Genomic DNA, 16,053 nt, shown 5'->3' on the forward strand with positions numbered 1-16,053 from the left:
TTTCCCGCCACCGCCCCGCATGACCATGACGACCGAACTGCAGGCCCCCCGTACGATCTACACCGTGTCCGAGTTGAACGGCCGGGCCCGGCTGGTCTTGAGCACCCAACTGGGTACGGTCTGGGTGGAAGGGGAGATTTCCAATCTATCGCAACCTTCGTCGGGCCACCTCTATTTCACCCTCAAGGACCGCGACGCCCAGGTTCGCTGCGCCTTGTTTCGGGGAAGCGTGCGGGGACTGGCTTGTCGTCCGCAAAACGGCATTCAGGTGTTGGTCCGTGCGCAGGTCACCCTGTACGAACCCCGAGGCGACTACCAGTTGGTGGTCGATTATCTGGAGGAAGCCGGCGACGGTGCCCTGCGGCGGGCTTATGAAGCGCTCAAGTTGAAGCTCGCGGGCGAAGGCCTGTTCGATCCGGCACGGAAAACGCCCTTGCCCGCCCTGCCCCGCTGCGTCGGCATCGTAACCTCGCCCACCGGCGCCGCGGTACGCGACGTGCTTCACGTGCTCGCCCGGCGCTTTCCGGCTCTACCGGTGCTGATTTTTCCCACCAAGGTGCAGGGCCGCGAAGCCGCGGCGGAGATTGCGGGCGCCATTGGACTTGCCGAGCGCTGCGGCCTTTGCGACGTGCTGCTCTTGGCCCGCGGCGGCGGTTCCCTGGAGGACCTGTGGGCATACAACGAGGAAATCGTGGCGCGGGCGATCGCCGCCTGTTCCATCCCCATCGTCAGCGGGGTGGGACACGAAACCGATACTACCATCGCCGATCTGGCCGCCGACCTTCGTGCCCCCACGCCTTCCGCCGCCGCAGAGGCGGTCAGCCCGGATCGTGTGGAATGGCTGGCGCGCTGTGCTCGGCTGGAGTCCCAGTTGCGCCACCCCATGCGGGTACGCCTGGAAGGATACGCCCGGACCCTGCTCCATCTGGAATCCAGGCTGCGCCTGTCCCATCCGCGCCGGGCTTTGGACCGCAATGCGCAGAAACTGGACGAACTGGAACTGCGTCTGCAACGGGCTCATGCGCACTGCCTGACCCGGCACGCGGCGCGTTTCTCCCGCGTGGCGACGCGCTTGCTCGCCCACCGCCCGGATCGGACCCTGACCCTGCTAGCCGCCCGTCGGGACGACTGGGAACGCCGCCTGAACAACGCCATCCGTAGCCAGCTGCAGCACCGGGGCATGAGGCTGGCCCAATACAGCGAGAAACTGCACACCGTCAGCCCGCTGGCTACGCTCGCGCGCGGCTATTCCATCACGCTGAGGCGACTCGACGGGAAAGCGCTGCTCGATGCGAGCGAAGTTGAAAAAGGCGAACTGATAGAAACCCGATTCGCGGCAAGCAGCCTCATCAGCCGGGTGGAATGAATCCCGCGGTGTCCTCGACCATCAAATCCTGGCTGCTGCACGGCGTCCTGCTGATCGCCGTCGCACTTACCCTGTTCCCGCTTTTCTGGATGGTTTCGGTCTCGCTGATGCCAGCCATGGCCGCCACGCGTCTGCCGCCCCCCCTGTGGCCCGAAAGCATCACCTTCGAGCATTACAAGACCTTGTTCACCCAACTCGACCTGGCCCGTTACCTGCTTAACAGCACTTTGCTGGCCACGGCGATCACCCTGCTCTCCTTGTCGCTCAACGCCCTGGCCGGGTACGCCTTCGCGAAATTCCGCTTCGCCGGACGCGACCGCCTGTTTCGCTACCTGCTGACCGCGATGGTCATACCCGGCCAAGTGGCGATGCTGCCGCTGTTTCTGCTGCTCAAGCAACTCGGATTGGTCAATTCCTACGGCGGCGTGATCGTGCCGGGCATGGCCAGCATATTCGGCATCTTCCTCATCCGTCAGTTCGCGCTGTCCATCCCCGACAGCCTGCTGGACGCCGCCCGCATCGACGGCGCGAGCGAGTTGCGCATCTGGTGGTCGCTAGTCCTTCCGCTGTGCAAGCCTATCCTGGTCACGCTGGCCATTTTCACCTTCATGGGGAGTTGGAACGATTTCATGTGGCCTTTGATCATCCTGACCGACAACGACCTGTACACCCTGCCGGTCGCGCTGGCGAACCTCCTGGGCGAGCATGTTCAGGATATCGAATTGATGATGTCCGCCGCGGTGCTGACCCTGCTTCCGGTCATGGTCGTTTTTCTGGCATTGCAACGGCACTACATCGAGGGTTTGGTGCTGGGGAGCGTGAAGGAATAACTCGGGCTTACCTCGAAGGGCATGGGAACCGATTATTTACTCTCAGGCAACGTGGCGTAAATTGCGCGGTTATTGTAGATAAATCGTGAATCCTTATGATGAAGCCGTCGCTTTTGATTCATCACAGGAGTATCGAAATGACGGACATCACATGGCTAGAAGTGATATTGATAGGCGCATTCGCCGGAACACTGGCGTTTTCGATCGCTTTTTGCACGAGCAATTACCGCAGTCCGGTGCTCGACGAGGAACGTCGCCGCTAAGCCGCGCGGGCTGGCGAGAAGAGGGTTCGGGGCCGTCGCGAACCGGCCGCCGTGACTATTTGACGACCCGCAGATTGGGACGCGCGCGCGGCGGACGCTGCTCGCCGCCCTTCTCGGGCTCTTCCGGCGGGGGAGGCGCGTCGTCCTCCCCTTCCTCGAAGACCATGCCGCGTCCGTTTTCGCGGGCGTAAATGGCGAGCACCGCCGCGATGGGTGCCCGAACATGCATGGGCGTCCCGCTGAAGCGGGCGCTGAATTCGATGACCTTATCCCCCAACTGCAGCCCCTGCACCGCTTGAGGCCGGAGGTTCAGGACGATGCGTCCATCTTCCACATAGGCGGTCGGCACCTCGACGTCCTTCGCCTCCGCATTGACCAACAGGTAGGGCGTGCAGTTGTTGTCGACGATCCAGTCGTAAACGGCCCGGATCAGATAAGGCTTGAGCGAGCCCATCAGGCGGTAAGCATTTCCGCAGGAGCACTGAAGTCGCGCTCCTGATCGCTCAAACTGGCCTGAAAGCCTTCCCGCTCGAACAAGCGCTGGGCATAGCTCTTCACGGCCTCGGCCTGCTTGGGCAACTCTATCCCCAAGGAAGCCAGACGCCAAAGCAGGGGACCCAGCGCGCAATCGACCAAAGAAAATTCGTCGCTCAGGAAAAACGGTTTGGCCGCAAACAGGGGCGTCGCGGATATCAGGCTTTCGCGCAGCGCTTTCTTGGGTTTGAGGGCTTTCTTGTCCGCCGATTTTTCGATCTCGTCGAGCAGGCTGTACCAGTCCTGATCGATGCGGTGTACCAGCATGCGTGCCCGCGCGCGCGATACGGGGTCCATGGGATGCAGAGGCGGATGCGGGAAGCGTTCGTCCAGATACTCCATGATGATGCGCGATTCATACAATACGAGGTCGCGGTCCACCATCGTCGGAGTCGTTCCGAAAGGATTCAGCTCAAGCAAATCCTCCGGCGGTTGATTGACGTCGATATATTCGACATCCGCCGCAATACCTTTTTCGAAGAGGACAAACCGCGTACGATGGCTGTAGGCGCACGTGGGGGAACAGAAAAGAGTCATCACCGATTTGCGACTGGCCGCAGTTGCCACGCTTATACCTCACAAATTTCCAAGGAAAACCCCTGCCATCGGGACGACCAACAAAATCACGGGCGAGCCCCACCCGGCGGCGAGGAGTCGATCCCCCGGAGGTCGTTTAAATCCGCCAGACGGTAATGGGAGCTCCGCATTCTACCACGAAAACCCTACTCTACGCCCTCCCAATACGCTTTCTTGAGCTTGTAGAACAGCACCGCCAGGATGAGAAGGCCGAAGATGACGTATTTGCCCAGCCGCAGACGCTGGTACTGGGACGGCTCTCCGGCATAGGAGAGAAAGGCCACCAGGTCGTTGACGAACTGGTCATATTGCTTGGGCGTGAGCTTCCCCGGTTGGGCGAGTTCCAGGCGGGTGATCGCCTTATCGTCGCCTTTCGCGTTGTGTACCGCTTTCTGCAGGCCCTGCAACTCCCACAGGACGTTCGGCATGCCCACGTCCGGAAAGACCACGTTGTTCACGCCGCTCGGTCGGCTAGGATCGGCATAAAAACCTTTGAGATAGCCGTACAGCCAGTCGACGCCTCGCGCACGGGCTATCAGGGACAGATCCGGCGGCTCCACGCCGAACCACTCCTGCGCGTCTTCCTTATCCATAGCGCTGAGCAAGCTGTCCTGAATTTTCAGCCCGTCCAGCAATACATCCTTGCGCAGATCGTCTTCCTTGAGTTTGAGGTCCGCCCCCAGGCGGGAATAACGCAAATGTTTGACCGAGTGGCAGCCCACGCAATAGTTGACATAAGCTGCAGCGCCACGCCGGACCGATTCGAGGTCAAATACGTCCGCGTCGGCGTCGCCGAGATCGACGGAGCTATTGGATGAGGCCTGGGCGCAAAAAGAGAGCGCCAGGATTAAAAATCCGATTAATGCTTTCATCATTGTGATTTGCAGCAGGTATTTTTAATTTTGGCGTAGACAAGCTGAACCTGGCCCTCGGCTTTTTGCCAAACCTCGGTCGACTTCAACCACTGCAGCGATGCGCGCACGACATCCCAGAGTTTGCCTTCGCGCTTCTCCAAAGGAATGACGGCCTCCGTCAGGCGTTCCGGAATCGGCTTGGTTTGCTCCCGTGCCGAAAGCAAGGGCAGCGCCAGGAAGAAGCCGAAATAAACCAGGGAGAACGCTCTGGCGAACAAGGTCGCCACCTCGGTGGCCGGCTTCGTGCCCAAAACGCCCAGCCCCAGGAAGGCGATCACGAACAGCGTCAGCGCGATCTTGAATGCCGGCCCGCGATACCGTATGGACCGCACCCCGCAGCGGTCGAGCCAGGGCAGCAAGAACAGCAGGATGATGGAAGCCCCCATGGCCACGACGCCGCCCAGCTTGTCCGGGATCGCGCGCAGAATGGAATAGAAGGGTGTGAAGTACCAGACCGGCGCGATATGCTCCGGCGTCTTCATCGGGTCGGCCGGCTCGAAATTGGGGTGTTCCAGGAAATATCCACCGAATTCGGGCAGGTAGAACAGGATCAGCGAGAACACGATCAGGAATACGGCGACGCCGAACAAATCCTTGACCGTGTAGTAGGGATGGAACGGAATGCCGTCCACGGGCACGCCATCGGCACCCTTGTTTTTCTTGATCTCGATGCCGTCCGGATTATTCGATCCCACGGTATGCAGGGCCGCGAGATGCAGCACCACCAGTCCCAGCAACGCCAAGGGCACGGCAATCACGTGGAAGGCGAAGAAGCGATTGAGCGTCGCATCCGCCACGACGTAGTCACCGCGGATCCACACGGCCAAGTCTTCTCCTATGCCCGGAATCGCGCCGAACAAGGAAATGATCACCTGGGCTCCCCAATACGACATCTGCCCCCAAGGCAACAAATACCCCATGAAGGCCTCGGCCATGAGCAGCACGAATATGACCATGCCGAACAGCCAGACCAGTTCCCGCGGTTTCTTGAAGGAGCCGTAGAACAGCGCGCGGAACATATGGAGATAGATGACGATGAAGAAGGCCGACGCACCGGTGGAGTGCATGTAGCGGATCAGCCATCCCCAGTTGACATCGCGCATGATGTATTCGACGGAGTCGAACGCCAGCTTCGCATCCGGCTTGTAATGCATGGTCAGGAATATGCCGGTGACGATCTGGTTGACCAGCACCAGCAAGGCCAGCGAGCCGAAGAAATAAAGAAAGTTGAAATTCTTAGGCGCGTAATACTTGGCCAGATGCTCGTTCCAGAACGAACTGAGCGGGAGACGTTCGTCGACCCAATCCAACAAGGCCTTGGCTTTTTCGTTGGCCATCATGCTTGCTCCCCATTGACGCCGACCACCAGCTTGCTATCGCTAAGGTATCGATAAGGCGGTATTTCCAGATTCTTGGGCGCAGGCACCCCTTTGTAGACCCTCCCTGCCAGGTCGAACAAGGAACCGTGACAAGGACAGAAGAATCCACCCTGCCAGTCAGGACCCAAGTCCGCCGGCGCAATTTCGGGACGGTAAGTCGGAGAGCAACCTAGGTGGGTGCAAACCCCCAGCGCCACGAAGATCTCGGGCCTGATGGCACGTGCCTCGTTGCGTGCGCCTTCCGGCTGATCGGACTCCTTGGAATCCGGGTCGCGCAACTTGGAATTCAATTTGGGTAAGTCCGCGAGGGATTCGGGCGTGCGGTGCAAGACCCAAACCGGCTTGCCGCGCCACAACACGCGGATCAACTGGCCCGGCTCCAGCTTGTCGATGTCGACCTCGACCGGTGCGCCGGCAGCCTGGGCGCGGGCACTGGGTTGCATGGATGAAATGAAGGGGGACGCGGCGAAAGCAACGCCCACCGCACCGGCCGCACTGGCGGCCTTGGTCAGGAACCAGCGTTTACTGGTGTCCACCGGATCGGTCATCGGGAGCTCCATAAGGAAGGGATCAGATCGTTATTGTTATAATTGGGTAAACGCATCGTTTACCTATATTGTAAGAATATCGATAAACCGAAACAACCGGGACCGTTGCCGCCGATGCCAGGATTTTTAGCCGATTAAAGCGTCCTCCAGGGCTGCGAGGAAACGCGCATTCTCTTCCGGCAAGCCGACGGTCACCCGCAAACAGTTTTGCAGCGGCCCAGCGGGCGTATGCAGGTTCTTGACCAGCACGCCGCGTCGTTTCAATCCGTCGAATACATGAGCCGCCTCATGCTCCAATAGCCGCAGGGTGATGAAATTGGCCTGGCTGGGATACACCCGCAAGCCGGCCACGGCTCGCAGCGCCGAGGCCAATGAGGCACGGTCCCGCCGGATGTCGGCGACCTGCCGATCGAAAACCGCCTGACGACTCAGGGCGAAGCTCACCGTCAACTGGGTCAGTTCGTTGATGTTGTACGGCAGGCGCAGCTTGTCCAGCTGATCGATCCACGCCGTATGACCGGCCAGATAGCCCAGCCGCAAACCGGCCAAGCCCAGCTTGGAAAGGGTGCGCATCACCAGCAGATTATCGAAATTGCCCAGTCTGGACATGAAACTGTCATCGGCGAATGGCGCATAGGCCTCGTCGACCACCACCAATCCGGGTGAAATGCGCAAAATTTCCAGTACATCGTCCACGGCGAACGCATTGCCGGTCGGATTGTTGGGGTAGGCCAGAAACACCACCGCCGGCGCATGGTCCCGTATCGCGGCGCGCATGGCGTCCATGTCCAGCGCGAAGTCCTCTTCGCGCAAGGGCACGCCCACAAAGCTCAAACCGAGGCTGCCTGCGATCTGCCGGTACATGACGAAGGTGGGCTCCGGCGCCAGGACCTTGGCATTCCGGCCGGCCACGGCCATGAGGATGATCTGGATAAGTTCGTCCGAACCGTTGCCCAGCATAAGTCCGGCGCCATCCGGCACGCCGCCGTGTATCCGCAGCGCGGCCCTGACCCCATCGGCGGCGGGGTCGGGATACCGGTTCGGTTTGGCCGAGCGCAAGACACCCAGCCATTCCTCGATCATCTCGGTCGGCCAGACATAGGGGTTTTCCATGGCATCCAGTTTGACATATCCGGCGGAAGCTTGAACATGATATGCCTTGAGCGCCAGGATCTCGGGCCGGATCAGCGCCTCCACCCGGTTTTCAAGGTTTGATCCTGCCATATCAGGGCTTGATGCGGAACTCGGCCGAACGGGCATGGGCTTCAAGACCCTCCCCGCGCGCCAGCACCGATGCCGTGCGGCCCAGTACGTCGGCACCATCGGCCGAACAGAAGATCAGGCTGGAGCGTTTCTGGAAATCGTAAACGCCCAGCGGCGAAGAAAAACGCGCTGTACCGGCAGTCGGCAGGACGTGATTCGGTCCCGCGCAATAATCGCCCAGAGCCTCGGCGGTGTAGCGCCCCATGAAGATCGCCCCGGCGTTGCGGATGCGCCGGGTCAAGGCTTCCGGATCGGCCACCGACAACTCCAGGTGTTCCGGCGCGATGCGGTTGGCCACCTCGGCCGCCTGTTCCAGATCGCCTACCTGGATCAGCGCGCCGCGCTTGCCCAGGGAAGCGGCGATCACTTCCCTGCGCGCCATGGTGGGCAGCAGCCGGTCTATGCTCGCCGCGACGGCATCGAGATGCGCGGCGTCGGGACTGATCAGTATGGCCTGGGCATCCTCGTCGTGTTCGGCCTGCGAAAACAGATCCATGGCGATCCAGTCCGGGTCGGTCAGTCCATCGCTGATCACCAGGATTTCCGAGGGACCTGCGATCATGTCGATGCCGCACTGGCCGAACACCAGTTTCTTGGCGGTGGCCACGTAGATGTTGCCGGGACCGACGATCTTGTCGACCCGCGGTATGGTCTGGGTACCGTAGGCGAGCGCCGCCACCGCCTGGGCACCGCCGATGCGGAATACCCGGTCGACGCCGGACAGATAGGCGGCAGCCAGCACCAGCGCGTTGACTTCGCCGCGCGGGGTGGGGACCACCATGACGATCTCCGGGACCCCCGCCACCTTGGCGGGAATCACGTTCATCAGTACCGAAGACGGATAAGCCGCCTTGCCGCCGGGCACGTAGACGCCGGCCCTATCCAGGGGCGTCACCTGCTGGCCCAGCACGGTGCCATCGGCCTCGGTGTACCGCCAGGAATCCGCTTTCTGGTGTTCGGCATAGGCTCGCACGCGCTCCGCGGCTTTTTGCAACGCGGACGCCTGCTCCGCCGGCAGACTGTCCCAGGCGCGCTTCAGCTCCGCGCGCGGCAGTTCGAGGGCAGCGGCCGAACCCGCTTCGTAGTGATCGAAACGGGCCGTGTAATCCAGCACCGCCGCATCACCCTCGCGCCGGACGCGGCCGATGATTTCCAGGACCCGCTGATGGATCGCCGCGTCTTCGCTTTCGTCCCAGGCCAGCAAGGCGTCGAGCTGGCTTTCGAATCCGGCGTCCGCCGCGTACAGTCGGGTCAAGTTGAGTTCGCTCATGGGTCTACTCGCTTAGGTTTGCCTGGCGGGATACGATGCCGCCCAAGTCGCTGATGAACCGGGATACGGCCTGGTGCTTCATTTTCATGGCCGCCTTGTTGACCACCAGGCGGCTGGAAACGTTCATGATGAGTTCACGCGGCTCCAGGCCGTTGGCCTTGAGGGTATTGCCGGTGTCGACCAGATCGACGATGCAATCGGCCAGGCCGACCAAGGGAGCCAGCTCCATGGAGCCGTAGAGCTTGATGATCTCGGCCTGGCGGCCCTGTCGTGCGAAATAACGCTGGGCGGTGTGCACATACTTGGTCGCCACCCGCAGGCGCCGGCCGGTAGGCTGGAATCCGACCCGCGCGGCGGTCATCAGCCGGCAGCGCGCGATCCCCAGATCCAGGGGCTCATAGAGGCCGTCCGCACCGTATTCGACCAACACGTCCTTGCCGGCGATCCCCAGATCGGCCGCGCCGTATTCCACGTAAGTCGGCACGTCGGTCGCCCGTATGACCAGGAACTGCACGTCCGCGCGATTGGTGGGTATGATCAGCTTGCGGCTCTTTTCGGGGTCTTCCGTCGGCACGATGCCCGCGCTCGCCAGCAAGGGCATGGTGTCCTGGTAGATGCGCCCCTTGGAAATGGCGAGCGTCAGCATGTCGTCGCTCATTGGGGGACGCGGCGGATTTCTGCGCCGAGCTGCGAGAGCTTTTCCTCGATGCACTCATAGCCGCGGTCAATATGGTAGATGCGCTCGACCACGGTCTGGCCTTCCGCGACCAGCCCGGCCAGCACCAGACTGGCGGAAGCACGCAAATCGGTGGCCATGACCGGCGCTCCGGTCAGTCGCTCGACACCCCGCACGATGGCGGTATTGGACTCCAACTTGATATCCGCGCCCATGCGCTGCATTTCCTGAACATGCATGTAGCGGTTTTCGAAAACGGTTTCGGTGATGACGCCCACGCCTTCGGCCACGCAGTTCATGGCCGTGAACTGCGCCTGCATGTCGGTGGGGAAGGCCGGATACGGCGCCGTGCGCAGAGAAACCGACTTGGGTCTGCGCCCCTGCATGTCCAGCTCGATGCTGTTGTCGGTGCATACGATGTCGGCACCGGCCTCCTTCAGTTTCCCGATCACGGCATCGAGCAAATCGGGGCGGGTGTTTTTCAGCTTGACCTTGCCACCGGTCACCGCCGCGGCCACCAGGTAAGTACCCGTCTCGATGCGATCGGGCATGATGTTGTAGTGCAGACCCTCGCCCGACAGGCTCTTTACGCCTTCGATTTCCAGGATGTCGGTGCCGGCTCCACGTATCTTGGCGCCCATGGCGTTAAGGAAATGCGCCAGATCGACCACCTCGGGCTCACGGGCGGCATTTTCGATGACCGTCACGCCCTCCGCCAGCGAGGCCGCCATCATCAGGTTCTCGGTGCCGGTCACGGTGATCTGGTCCAGCACCAGGCGGCAGCCCTTGAGCCGCTTGGCCTTGGCATAGATGTAGCCGTTACGGACGCTGATCTCCGCTCCCATGGCGGCCAAGCCTTCCAGGTGCAGATTGACCGGCCGGGTGCCTATCGCACAGCCGCCTGGCAAGGAGACCTCGGCCTGACCGAAACGCGCGACCAAGGGGCCCAGCACCAGGATGGAGGCGCGCATGGTCTTGACCAGATCGTAGGGCGCGTAAAAGCTGTCCACGGTGCTTGCGTCGACCTCGATGTTCATCTTTTCGTCGACCATGAGCCTCACGCCCATGCGCCCGAGCAACTCCATGGTGGTGGTGATGTCCTGCAGATGCGGAACGTTCCCTATCGTCACCGGGGCTTCGGACAGCAAAGCTCCCGCCAGTATGGGCAGGGCGGCGTTTTTGGCGCCGGAAATACGGAGTTCGCCCAGTAGCGGCTTGCCACCGGAAATAAGCAGTTTATCCATGCAGGGGTTTACTCGTGTTGGACCCGGAGCACCGGGCATGGGGTTGAATCGTCAAGAAAATATCCGGTCCACACCGGCCACGCGCGCGATCGCCAACAGTTGGGCGGGGGCGTGGATGTACTCGAGGCCGACTCCGGCCTCACGTGCCCGCCGCTGCCATTCGAGCAGCAAGGCCAAGCCGGCGCTATCGACCCTGACGATGCCGGATAAGTCGAATACCGCACGGGACGAACCGGAAAACAAGCGCGCGCTTTTTTTCAATGCATCGGCGACAGAGGCGAAGCCAAGCTCGCCTTGCAGGACGAAGCGGCCCGGCTCGATCTCTTGCAGTTCGAATTCGCTCCCTCGACCGTTAGCTGTAGCGGCGTGCGATTTCATTTAGGCTGGGGCGTGCCCCGTTCGTGCGCCTTCTCCGGGGTCTTCGCCGGAGCTTTCACCACGGGCTTTGCCGGGGCCGCAACGGCCTTGGGGGCATGCACCGCCTTGGAAACCGGCTCTGCTGCCGGCGCCGGCTTGGATGCGGGTGGCGCCGGCGCGGGCTCCAGGGTGGGCCCGGCTGGCTGCGACGTGGCTTCCCGCCGGTCCTCGGGCTCCTTTTCGGCGTCCGCTTTGCCCTCCGCCTCTTCCTCCGCAGGCTGGCTGTCCTCGTCCGTTTTATCGCCGGCTTCCTGGTTTTCGCTCGATTTCTTCTCCGCGCCGCTTTCGGCCTTGTTGAACAGGAAGCGGCTGATCACTTCCTCCAGCACCAGGGCCGACTGCGTCAACTCGATCTCGTCGCCGTCCTTGAGGTAATCCGGAGCGCCCCCCGCGCTCACGCCGACATATTGTTCGCCGAGCAAACCCTGGGTAAGTATGCTGGCACTGGAGTCTTCCGGGATGGTGTCGAACCGGGGGTCTATCCGCATTTCGACGACGGCTTCATAACTGTCCTTATCGAAGGTGACGGCGCTGACGCGGCCCACCTGCACCCCCGCCATCGATACCAGAGCCTTGGGCTTAAGACTGCCCACGTTTTCGAAGCGCGCCTTGATCACATAGCTCTTGTCATCGATTTTCAGATCGGCCAGGTTGCTGACCTTCATCGCCAGAAAAAACAGGGCAATCAGGCCCAATCCGACGAACAGGCCTACCCAGAGCTCGATCGCCTTGGATTGCTGCATCAATTCTCTCCAAACATCAGGGCCGTGAGCACAAAATCCCAGCCCAACACGGCAAAGGCCGAGTAAACGACGGAACGCGTGGTCGCCCGGCTGACGCCTTCCGAGGTGGGAATGGCATCGTAACCCTCGAACAGCGCGATCCAGGTCACGACGACTCCGAACACCACGCTTTTGATGAGGCCGTTGACGATATCCTCATAGAAGTCGATCTTGGCCTGCATCTGCGACCAGAAAGCCCCCTCATCCACCCCCAACAGACCCACGCCCACGAAATAGCCGCCCATCACCCCTATCATGCTGAACACGGCGGCCAGCAGGGGCATGGACAGGACGCCCGCGAAAAAGCGCGGGGCGAAAATGCGTTTGATCGGGTCCACTGCCATCATTTCCATGCCGGACAACTGCTCGGTCGCCTTCATCAAGCCGATTTCGGCAGTCAGTGCGGATCCCGCGCGTCCCGAGAACAGCAGCGCCGTCACCACGGGACCCAACTCGCGCACCAGGGAGGCCGCCACCATCACGCCCAGGGTTTGTTCGGCGCCGAAATCGGACAGGACGTAGAAGCCCTGCAAACCCAGCACCATGCCGACGAACAGTCCGGAGACGACGATCAGCAGGATGCTGAGCACGCCGACCGACAATACCTGAGCATTCAACAGCCGGGGCCGGCCGATCAGACCGGGAAGGCCACCCAATACATGCAGCGCGAAAAGGTTCGCCCGGCCCAGCTTCTGTATGGTATCCAGGGTAGCGCGGCCCAGCCGCCGTATGAGTTCGATCAGCACTCTCATGTCGTCAGGAAGATCTGGGCGTCCCGCCCTGCCGGCCGTTGCCGTAGAGATCATCGAAATAGTCGGGGGCCGGATAGTGGAACGGCACGGGGCCGTCGGCGTCGCCGTGCATGAACTGGCGAATCCAGGGCGAATCGGAACGATCCAGCGCCTCGGGCGTACCCTGCCCCACGACGCGGCCATCCGAGATCAGGTAGACGTAATCGGCAATGGAAGCCGTTTCCCTCACATCATGGGAAACCACCACACTGGTCAAACCGAGCTCGCGGTTCAGATCGCGGATCAACTTGACCAACACCCCCATGGAAATCGGATCCTGCCCGGTAAAAGGTTCGTCGTACATGACCATCAGGGGATCCAGGGCGATCGCGCGCGCCAACGCCACACGCCGAGCCATGCCACCCGAGAGCTGAGCCGGCATCAGGTCCCTCGCTCCGCGAAGGCCAACCGCCTGCAGTTTCATCAGGACCAGGGTGCGTATCATCGACTCCGGCAGGCGCGTATGTTCGCGCAAGGGAAAGGCGACGTTCTCGAACACGCTGAGATCGGTCAGCAACGCACCGCTCTGGAACAGCATGCCCATGCGCTTGCGCAACTGATATAGATCACGCAGGCTCAGCCCGTGGACATGAACGCCGTCAAAGACCACTCGCCCCGATTTCGGGCGCAACTGCCCGCCAATCAGCTTCAGCAAGGTGGTTTTGCCAGTGCCGCTGGGGCCCATGATGGCGGTCACCTTGCCGCGCGGTATGTCCAGACTCACCCCTCCGAAAATGATCCTGTCGCCCCGCGAAAACACCAGGTCGCGGATGGAAATCAGGATTTCATTATCGGTAAAGACACCTGTCATGCGGTAAGGAGCGAGCCGGCCGGAATTCAAAAGGGGCGTATTGTCCCCGAGCGCGATGATCCGAGTCAACTTCCTGAATTGCGGGGGTTACCAGGGTTCCGATGCCTGGCAGCGGACGAAGGGGCGATCCAGCGGCTAGGCCTGCGCCTGATCGATGCCTGCCCGCTCTAGCATCGTCACCCGCGATTGGCGCCGTTCGAAACGGTGCCAATAACACAACGGCACTTAGCCGATTAAGCCACGGCCGTGCAAGAAACTGCCGAGCGACCAACAGGCAAGCTACATCTCGGCGTGTGAACAAGGTATCATTGCCGACTTAATCTCTGAACACGAGACACGAGTGCCGGCCAAGCGCTACGAGCCCGTACCGCGCCGCCGGTAGAATAGCCAGCCGAATAAACACCGCCCAATAATTATTTTTCCCAGATTCAGGTGTCATCTATGTATCAATTTTTGATTGTCGTTCATGTCCTCATCGCCATATCCATCATTGGCCTGGTAATGCTGCAACAAGGCCGTGGAGCCGATGCGGGGGCGGGATTCGGCGGTGGAGCATCGAATACCTTGTTTGGCGCGAGGGGGTCGGCATCGTTTCTTTCCCGCACGACCGCCATCCTCGCCGCTCTGTTCTTCTCGTCCAGCCTGCTTCTTGCTTATTCCGCCGCCAAACAGGATAATAAGGGCACTGACCTGATGGACACGCCAGCCGCAAGCCAGGCTCCGGTCGACTTGCCGGTCGTAAAGGATGAAGGTGCGGCGCCGCAGAAATCCGACCTTCCGCCGGTAACCGAGGAAGGCAAGAAGTAGATCCTCGATCGAATTCCGCCGATGTGGTGAAATTGGTAGACACGCCATCTTGAGGGGGTGGTGACGAAAGTCGTGTCGGTTCAAATCCGACCATCGGCACCAATAGCTAGTATCAAGCCGTCGCAAGACGCATCAAAACCCGCGAGTCGCAAGGCTTGGCGGGTTTTTTGTTGTCTCATGCCGTATCACGCGATAGCATCCAATACCGACACTCTTGACGGTATTTCTGACGGTATCGAAGGCCTTGACGGTATCCGATACCGTCAAACGGGATGAAGCGCCCATGATGCAAGACATTGAAGCCCGCAAGGCCAAGCCGACCGAGAAGCCCTACAAGATCGCCGACGAGCGCGGCATGTACCTATTGGTGCAACCAACCGGCTCGAAACTATGGCGCATGGATTACCGCTTCGGCGGTAAGCGCAAGACCCTGGCCCTAGGGAGTTATCCGGAGGTCACCCTGTCAGACGCCCGCACCAGGCTCGAGGAAGCCCGCAAGCTGCTGGTCAATGGCGTCGATCCGTCGGCATTCAAGAAAGCCGCCGTTGCCGCCAAGGCCGAATTGGTGGCCAATAGCTTCGAAATCATCGCCCGCGAATGGTTGGAAAAGCAACGCGGCAAGTGGGTGGAAACCACTTACACCCATACCCTGGAGCGGTTGGAGAAAAACCTGTTCCCCTGGATCGGCGCCCGGCCGATAGCCGAGATCACGCCCCGCGAGCTGCTGGACGCATTGGACAAAACCGTCGACCGTGGCCGGCTGGATACCGCCCAACGGCTACGCAGCGAGGCAAGCCGGATATTCCGCTATGCCGTGGCAACCGGGCGAGTCGAGCGTGATCCTGCGGCAGACCTGACCGGCGCGCTGCCGCCGGCGAAGGTTAAGCACCGCTCCACCATCGTCGAGCCCAAGCTGGTGGGCGAGCTGCTCCGCGCGGTGGGATCCTACGCCGGCTCGCCGATAGTCCGGGCTGCGCTCAAATTGGCCCCGTTGGTATTTCTCAGGCCCGGCGAGCTGACCAAGGCCGAGTGGACGGAGTTTGACCTTGACGCCCGCGAATGGCGGGTACCGGGTGAGCGCATGAAGATGCGAACCCGGCATATCGTGCCGCTGTCCACTCAGGCGGTGGCGATCCTGCACGATCTTCACCCGCTGACCGGCCACGGGCGATACGTGTTCCCCCATGCCCATGGCCGCGATCATCACATGACCACCGAGGCCGTCCGGGCCGCTCTGATCCGCCTGGGCTACGGCACCGACTCTGAAAACCCCATGGTCACACACGGATTTAGGGGCATGGCGTCCACACTGTTGCACGAACAAGGCTGGCCGTCCGATGTCATCGAACGCCAGCTTGCCCATGCTGAGCGGAACAAGATCAAGGCCGCGTACAACCACGCTGAACACCTGCCCGAGCGGCGCAAGATGATGCAGGCTTGGGCCGATTATCTGGACGGATTGAAGAACGGGGCGGATGTCATACCGTTCCGCCGGTCAGGTTAAGCGTGGCCAGCCTGCAATATTCATGAACCTTGGACATACTGCTTTTGTTGGGTGGCCCTATTGCTTCATGCGATAATT

18 protein-coding genes and 1 tRNA gene are annotated in these 16,053 nt (G+C 61.2%); 6 read left to right on the plus strand and 13 right to left on the minus strand.

The features are described from left to right. The first annotated feature begins 25 nt into the window (after window positions 1-25). The 3 genes from xseA (at window position 26) to JWZ97_RS20190 (ending at window position 2,459) form a co-directional block, all read left to right on the plus strand. Window positions 26-1,366, plus strand: a complete 1,341-nt coding sequence (gene xseA / locus JWZ97_RS07935) for an exodeoxyribonuclease VII large subunit (protein WP_205434230.1) — start codon at window positions 26-28, stop codon at window positions 1,364-1,366. Next, window positions 1,363-2,196, plus strand: a complete 834-nt coding sequence (locus JWZ97_RS07940) for a carbohydrate ABC transporter permease (RefSeq protein ID WP_205434231.1) — start codon at window positions 1,363-1,365, stop codon at window positions 2,194-2,196. The genes xseA and JWZ97_RS07940 overlap by 4 nt, the downstream gene beginning before the upstream one ends. 137 nt (window positions 2,197-2,333) lie before the next feature. Then, window positions 2,334-2,459, plus strand: a complete 126-nt coding sequence (locus tag JWZ97_RS20190) for a hypothetical protein (RefSeq protein ID WP_256438437.1) — start codon at window positions 2,334-2,336, stop codon at window positions 2,457-2,459. Window positions 2,460-2,514: 55 nt separating this feature from the next. Here JWZ97_RS20190 and JWZ97_RS07945 read toward each other — a convergent pair whose 3' ends face one another. The 13 genes from JWZ97_RS07945 to JWZ97_RS08005 form a co-directional block, all read right to left on the minus strand. After that, a complete protein-coding gene (locus tag JWZ97_RS07945) occupies window positions 2,515-2,913 on the minus strand; it encodes a ClpXP protease specificity-enhancing factor (RefSeq protein WP_205434232.1) in 399 nt (132 codons plus the stop codon). After that, window positions 2,913-3,530, minus strand: a complete 618-nt coding sequence (locus JWZ97_RS07950) for a glutathione S-transferase N-terminal domain-containing protein (RefSeq protein ID WP_240342540.1) — start codon at window positions 3,528-3,530, stop codon at window positions 2,913-2,915. The genes JWZ97_RS07945 and JWZ97_RS07950 overlap by 1 nt, the downstream gene beginning before the upstream one ends. A 185-nt stretch (window positions 3,531-3,715) precedes the next feature. Continuing rightward, on the minus strand, window positions 3,716-4,444 hold the full coding sequence (locus JWZ97_RS07955) for a cytochrome c1 (RefSeq protein WP_371822607.1): 729 nt from the start codon (window positions 4,442-4,444) through the stop codon (window positions 3,716-3,718). Next, a complete protein-coding gene (locus JWZ97_RS07960; protein WP_205434607.1) occupies window positions 4,441-5,820 on the minus strand; it encodes a cytochrome bc complex cytochrome b subunit in 1,380 nt (459 codons plus the stop codon). Before JWZ97_RS07960 ends, JWZ97_RS07955 begins: the two co-directional genes overlap by 4 nt. Next, a complete protein-coding gene (gene petA, locus JWZ97_RS07965; protein ID WP_205434234.1) occupies window positions 5,820-6,410 on the minus strand; it encodes a ubiquinol-cytochrome c reductase iron-sulfur subunit in 591 nt (196 codons plus the stop codon). Before petA ends, JWZ97_RS07960 begins: the two co-directional genes overlap by 1 nt. Window positions 6,411-6,536: 126 nt before the next feature. Continuing rightward, window positions 6,537-7,634: a histidinol-phosphate transaminase gene (gene hisC / locus JWZ97_RS07970; RefSeq protein ID WP_205434235.1), complete on the minus strand. Its 1,098-nt coding sequence runs from the start codon at window positions 7,632-7,634 to the stop codon at window positions 6,537-6,539. A gap of 1 nt (window position 7,635) precedes the next feature. Next, window positions 7,636-8,943, minus strand: coding sequence for a histidinol dehydrogenase (gene hisD, locus JWZ97_RS07975; RefSeq protein ID WP_205434236.1), 1,308 nt, complete (start codon window positions 8,941-8,943; stop codon window positions 7,636-7,638). A 4-nt stretch (window positions 8,944-8,947) separates the two neighbouring features. Beyond that, complete coding sequence (gene hisG / locus JWZ97_RS07980) at window positions 8,948-9,589, minus strand: ATP phosphoribosyltransferase (protein WP_205434237.1); 642 nt, start codon at window positions 9,587-9,589, stop codon at window positions 8,948-8,950. An 8-nt stretch (window positions 9,590-9,597) separates the two neighbouring features. Then, window positions 9,598-10,863, minus strand: coding sequence for a UDP-N-acetylglucosamine 1-carboxyvinyltransferase (murA, locus tag JWZ97_RS07985; protein WP_205434238.1), 1,266 nt, complete (start codon window positions 10,861-10,863; stop codon window positions 9,598-9,600). Between the two features lie 51 nt (window positions 10,864-10,914). Then, window positions 10,915-11,241 carry a lipid asymmetry maintenance protein MlaB gene (locus tag JWZ97_RS07990; protein ID WP_205434239.1) on the minus strand — a complete coding sequence of 109 codons (327 nt, stop codon included), beginning with the start codon at window positions 11,239-11,241 and terminating at the stop codon, window positions 10,915-10,917. Next, complete coding sequence (mlaD, locus tag JWZ97_RS20330) at window positions 11,238-12,023, minus strand: outer membrane lipid asymmetry maintenance protein MlaD (protein WP_205434240.1); 786 nt, start codon at window positions 12,021-12,023, stop codon at window positions 11,238-11,240. Before mlaD ends, JWZ97_RS07990 begins: the two co-directional genes overlap by 4 nt. Next, window positions 12,023-12,814, minus strand: a complete 792-nt coding sequence (mlaE, locus tag JWZ97_RS08000; RefSeq protein WP_205434241.1) for a lipid asymmetry maintenance ABC transporter permease subunit MlaE — start codon at window positions 12,812-12,814, stop codon at window positions 12,023-12,025. The genes mlaD and mlaE overlap by 1 nt, the downstream gene beginning before the upstream one ends. 4 nt (window positions 12,815-12,818) lie before the next feature. Beyond that, window positions 12,819-13,664, minus strand: coding sequence for an ABC transporter ATP-binding protein (locus JWZ97_RS08005; RefSeq protein ID WP_205434242.1), 846 nt, complete (start codon window positions 13,662-13,664; stop codon window positions 12,819-12,821). Window positions 13,665-14,105: 441 nt separating this feature from the next. On the opposite strand from JWZ97_RS08005, the gene secG reads away from it, so the two are divergent. The 3 genes from secG (at window position 14,106) to JWZ97_RS08020 (ending at window position 15,975) form a co-directional block, all read left to right on the plus strand. Further along, window positions 14,106-14,471 (plus strand): preprotein translocase subunit SecG, encoded by a 366-nt coding sequence (gene secG, locus JWZ97_RS08010; RefSeq protein ID WP_205434243.1) that lies wholly within the window; start codon window positions 14,106-14,108, stop codon window positions 14,469-14,471. Between the two features lie 17 nt (window positions 14,472-14,488). After that, window positions 14,489-14,573, plus strand: a tRNA-Leu gene (locus JWZ97_RS08015). Between the two features lie 181 nt (window positions 14,574-14,754). Then, window positions 14,755-15,975, plus strand: a complete 1,221-nt coding sequence (locus JWZ97_RS08020; protein WP_205434244.1) for an integrase arm-type DNA-binding domain-containing protein — start codon at window positions 14,755-14,757, stop codon at window positions 15,973-15,975. The last annotated feature ends 78 nt before the right edge of the window (window positions 15,976-16,053 follow it).

This window comes from Methylococcus sp. EFPC2 (assembly GCF_016925495.1).
Classification (GTDB): domain Bacteria; phylum Pseudomonadota; class Gammaproteobacteria; order Methylococcales; family Methylococcaceae; genus EFPC2.

What these genes read in the sequence shown, in the direction of transcription:
- JWZ97_RS07990 (WP_205434239.1), bottom strand. Translation starts at nt 11,241, where the DNA reads ATGAAATCGCACGCCGCTACAGCTAACGGTCGAGGGAGCGAATTCGAA.
- JWZ97_RS08005 (WP_205434242.1), bottom strand. Translation starts at nt 13,664, where the DNA reads ATGACAGGTGTCTTTACCGATAATGAAATCCTGATTTCCATCCGCGAC.
- murA (WP_205434238.1), bottom strand. Translation starts at nt 10,863, where the DNA reads ATGGATAAACTGCTTATTTCCGGTGGCAAGCCGCTACTGGGCGAACTC.
- hisG (WP_205434237.1), bottom strand. Translation starts at nt 9,589, where the DNA reads ATGCTGACGCTCGCCATTTCCAAGGGGCGCATCTACCAGGACACCATG.
- mlaD (WP_205434240.1), bottom strand. Translation starts at nt 12,023, where the DNA reads ATGCAGCAATCCAAGGCGATCGAGCTCTGGGTAGGCCTGTTCGTCGGA.
- mlaE (WP_205434241.1), bottom strand. Translation starts at nt 12,814, where the DNA reads ATGAGAGTGCTGATCGAACTCATACGGCGGCTGGGCCGCGCTACCCTG.
- JWZ97_RS07940 (WP_205434231.1), top strand. Translation starts at nt 1,363, where the DNA reads ATGAATCCCGCGGTGTCCTCGACCATCAAATCCTGGCTGCTGCACGGC.
- xseA (WP_205434230.1), top strand. Translation starts at nt 26, where the DNA reads ATGACGACCGAACTGCAGGCCCCCCGTACGATCTACACCGTGTCCGAG.
- JWZ97_RS07955 (WP_371822607.1), bottom strand. Translation starts at nt 4,444, where the DNA reads ATGATGAAAGCATTAATCGGATTTTTAATCCTGGCGCTCTCTTTTTGC.
- JWZ97_RS07945 (WP_205434232.1), bottom strand. Translation starts at nt 2,913, where the DNA reads ATGGGCTCGCTCAAGCCTTATCTGATCCGGGCCGTTTACGACTGGATC.
- secG (WP_205434243.1), top strand. Translation starts at nt 14,106, where the DNA reads ATGTATCAATTTTTGATTGTCGTTCATGTCCTCATCGCCATATCCATC.
- petA (WP_205434234.1), bottom strand. Translation starts at nt 6,410, where the DNA reads ATGACCGATCCGGTGGACACCAGTAAACGCTGGTTCCTGACCAAGGCC.
- JWZ97_RS07960 (WP_205434607.1), bottom strand. Translation starts at nt 5,820, where the DNA reads ATGGCCAACGAAAAAGCCAAGGCCTTGTTGGATTGGGTCGACGAACGT.
- hisD (WP_205434236.1), bottom strand. Translation starts at nt 8,943, where the DNA reads ATGAGCGAACTCAACTTGACCCGACTGTACGCGGCGGACGCCGGATTC.
- JWZ97_RS08020 (WP_205434244.1), top strand. Translation starts at nt 14,755, where the DNA reads ATGATGCAAGACATTGAAGCCCGCAAGGCCAAGCCGACCGAGAAGCCC.
- hisC (WP_205434235.1), bottom strand. Translation starts at nt 7,634, where the DNA reads ATGGCAGGATCAAACCTTGAAAACCGGGTGGAGGCGCTGATCCGGCCC.
- JWZ97_RS07950 (WP_240342540.1), bottom strand. Translation starts at nt 3,530, where the DNA reads ATGACTCTTTTCTGTTCCCCCACGTGCGCCTACAGCCATCGTACGCGG.
- JWZ97_RS20190 (WP_256438437.1), top strand. Translation starts at nt 2,334, where the DNA reads ATGACGGACATCACATGGCTAGAAGTGATATTGATAGGCGCATTCGCC.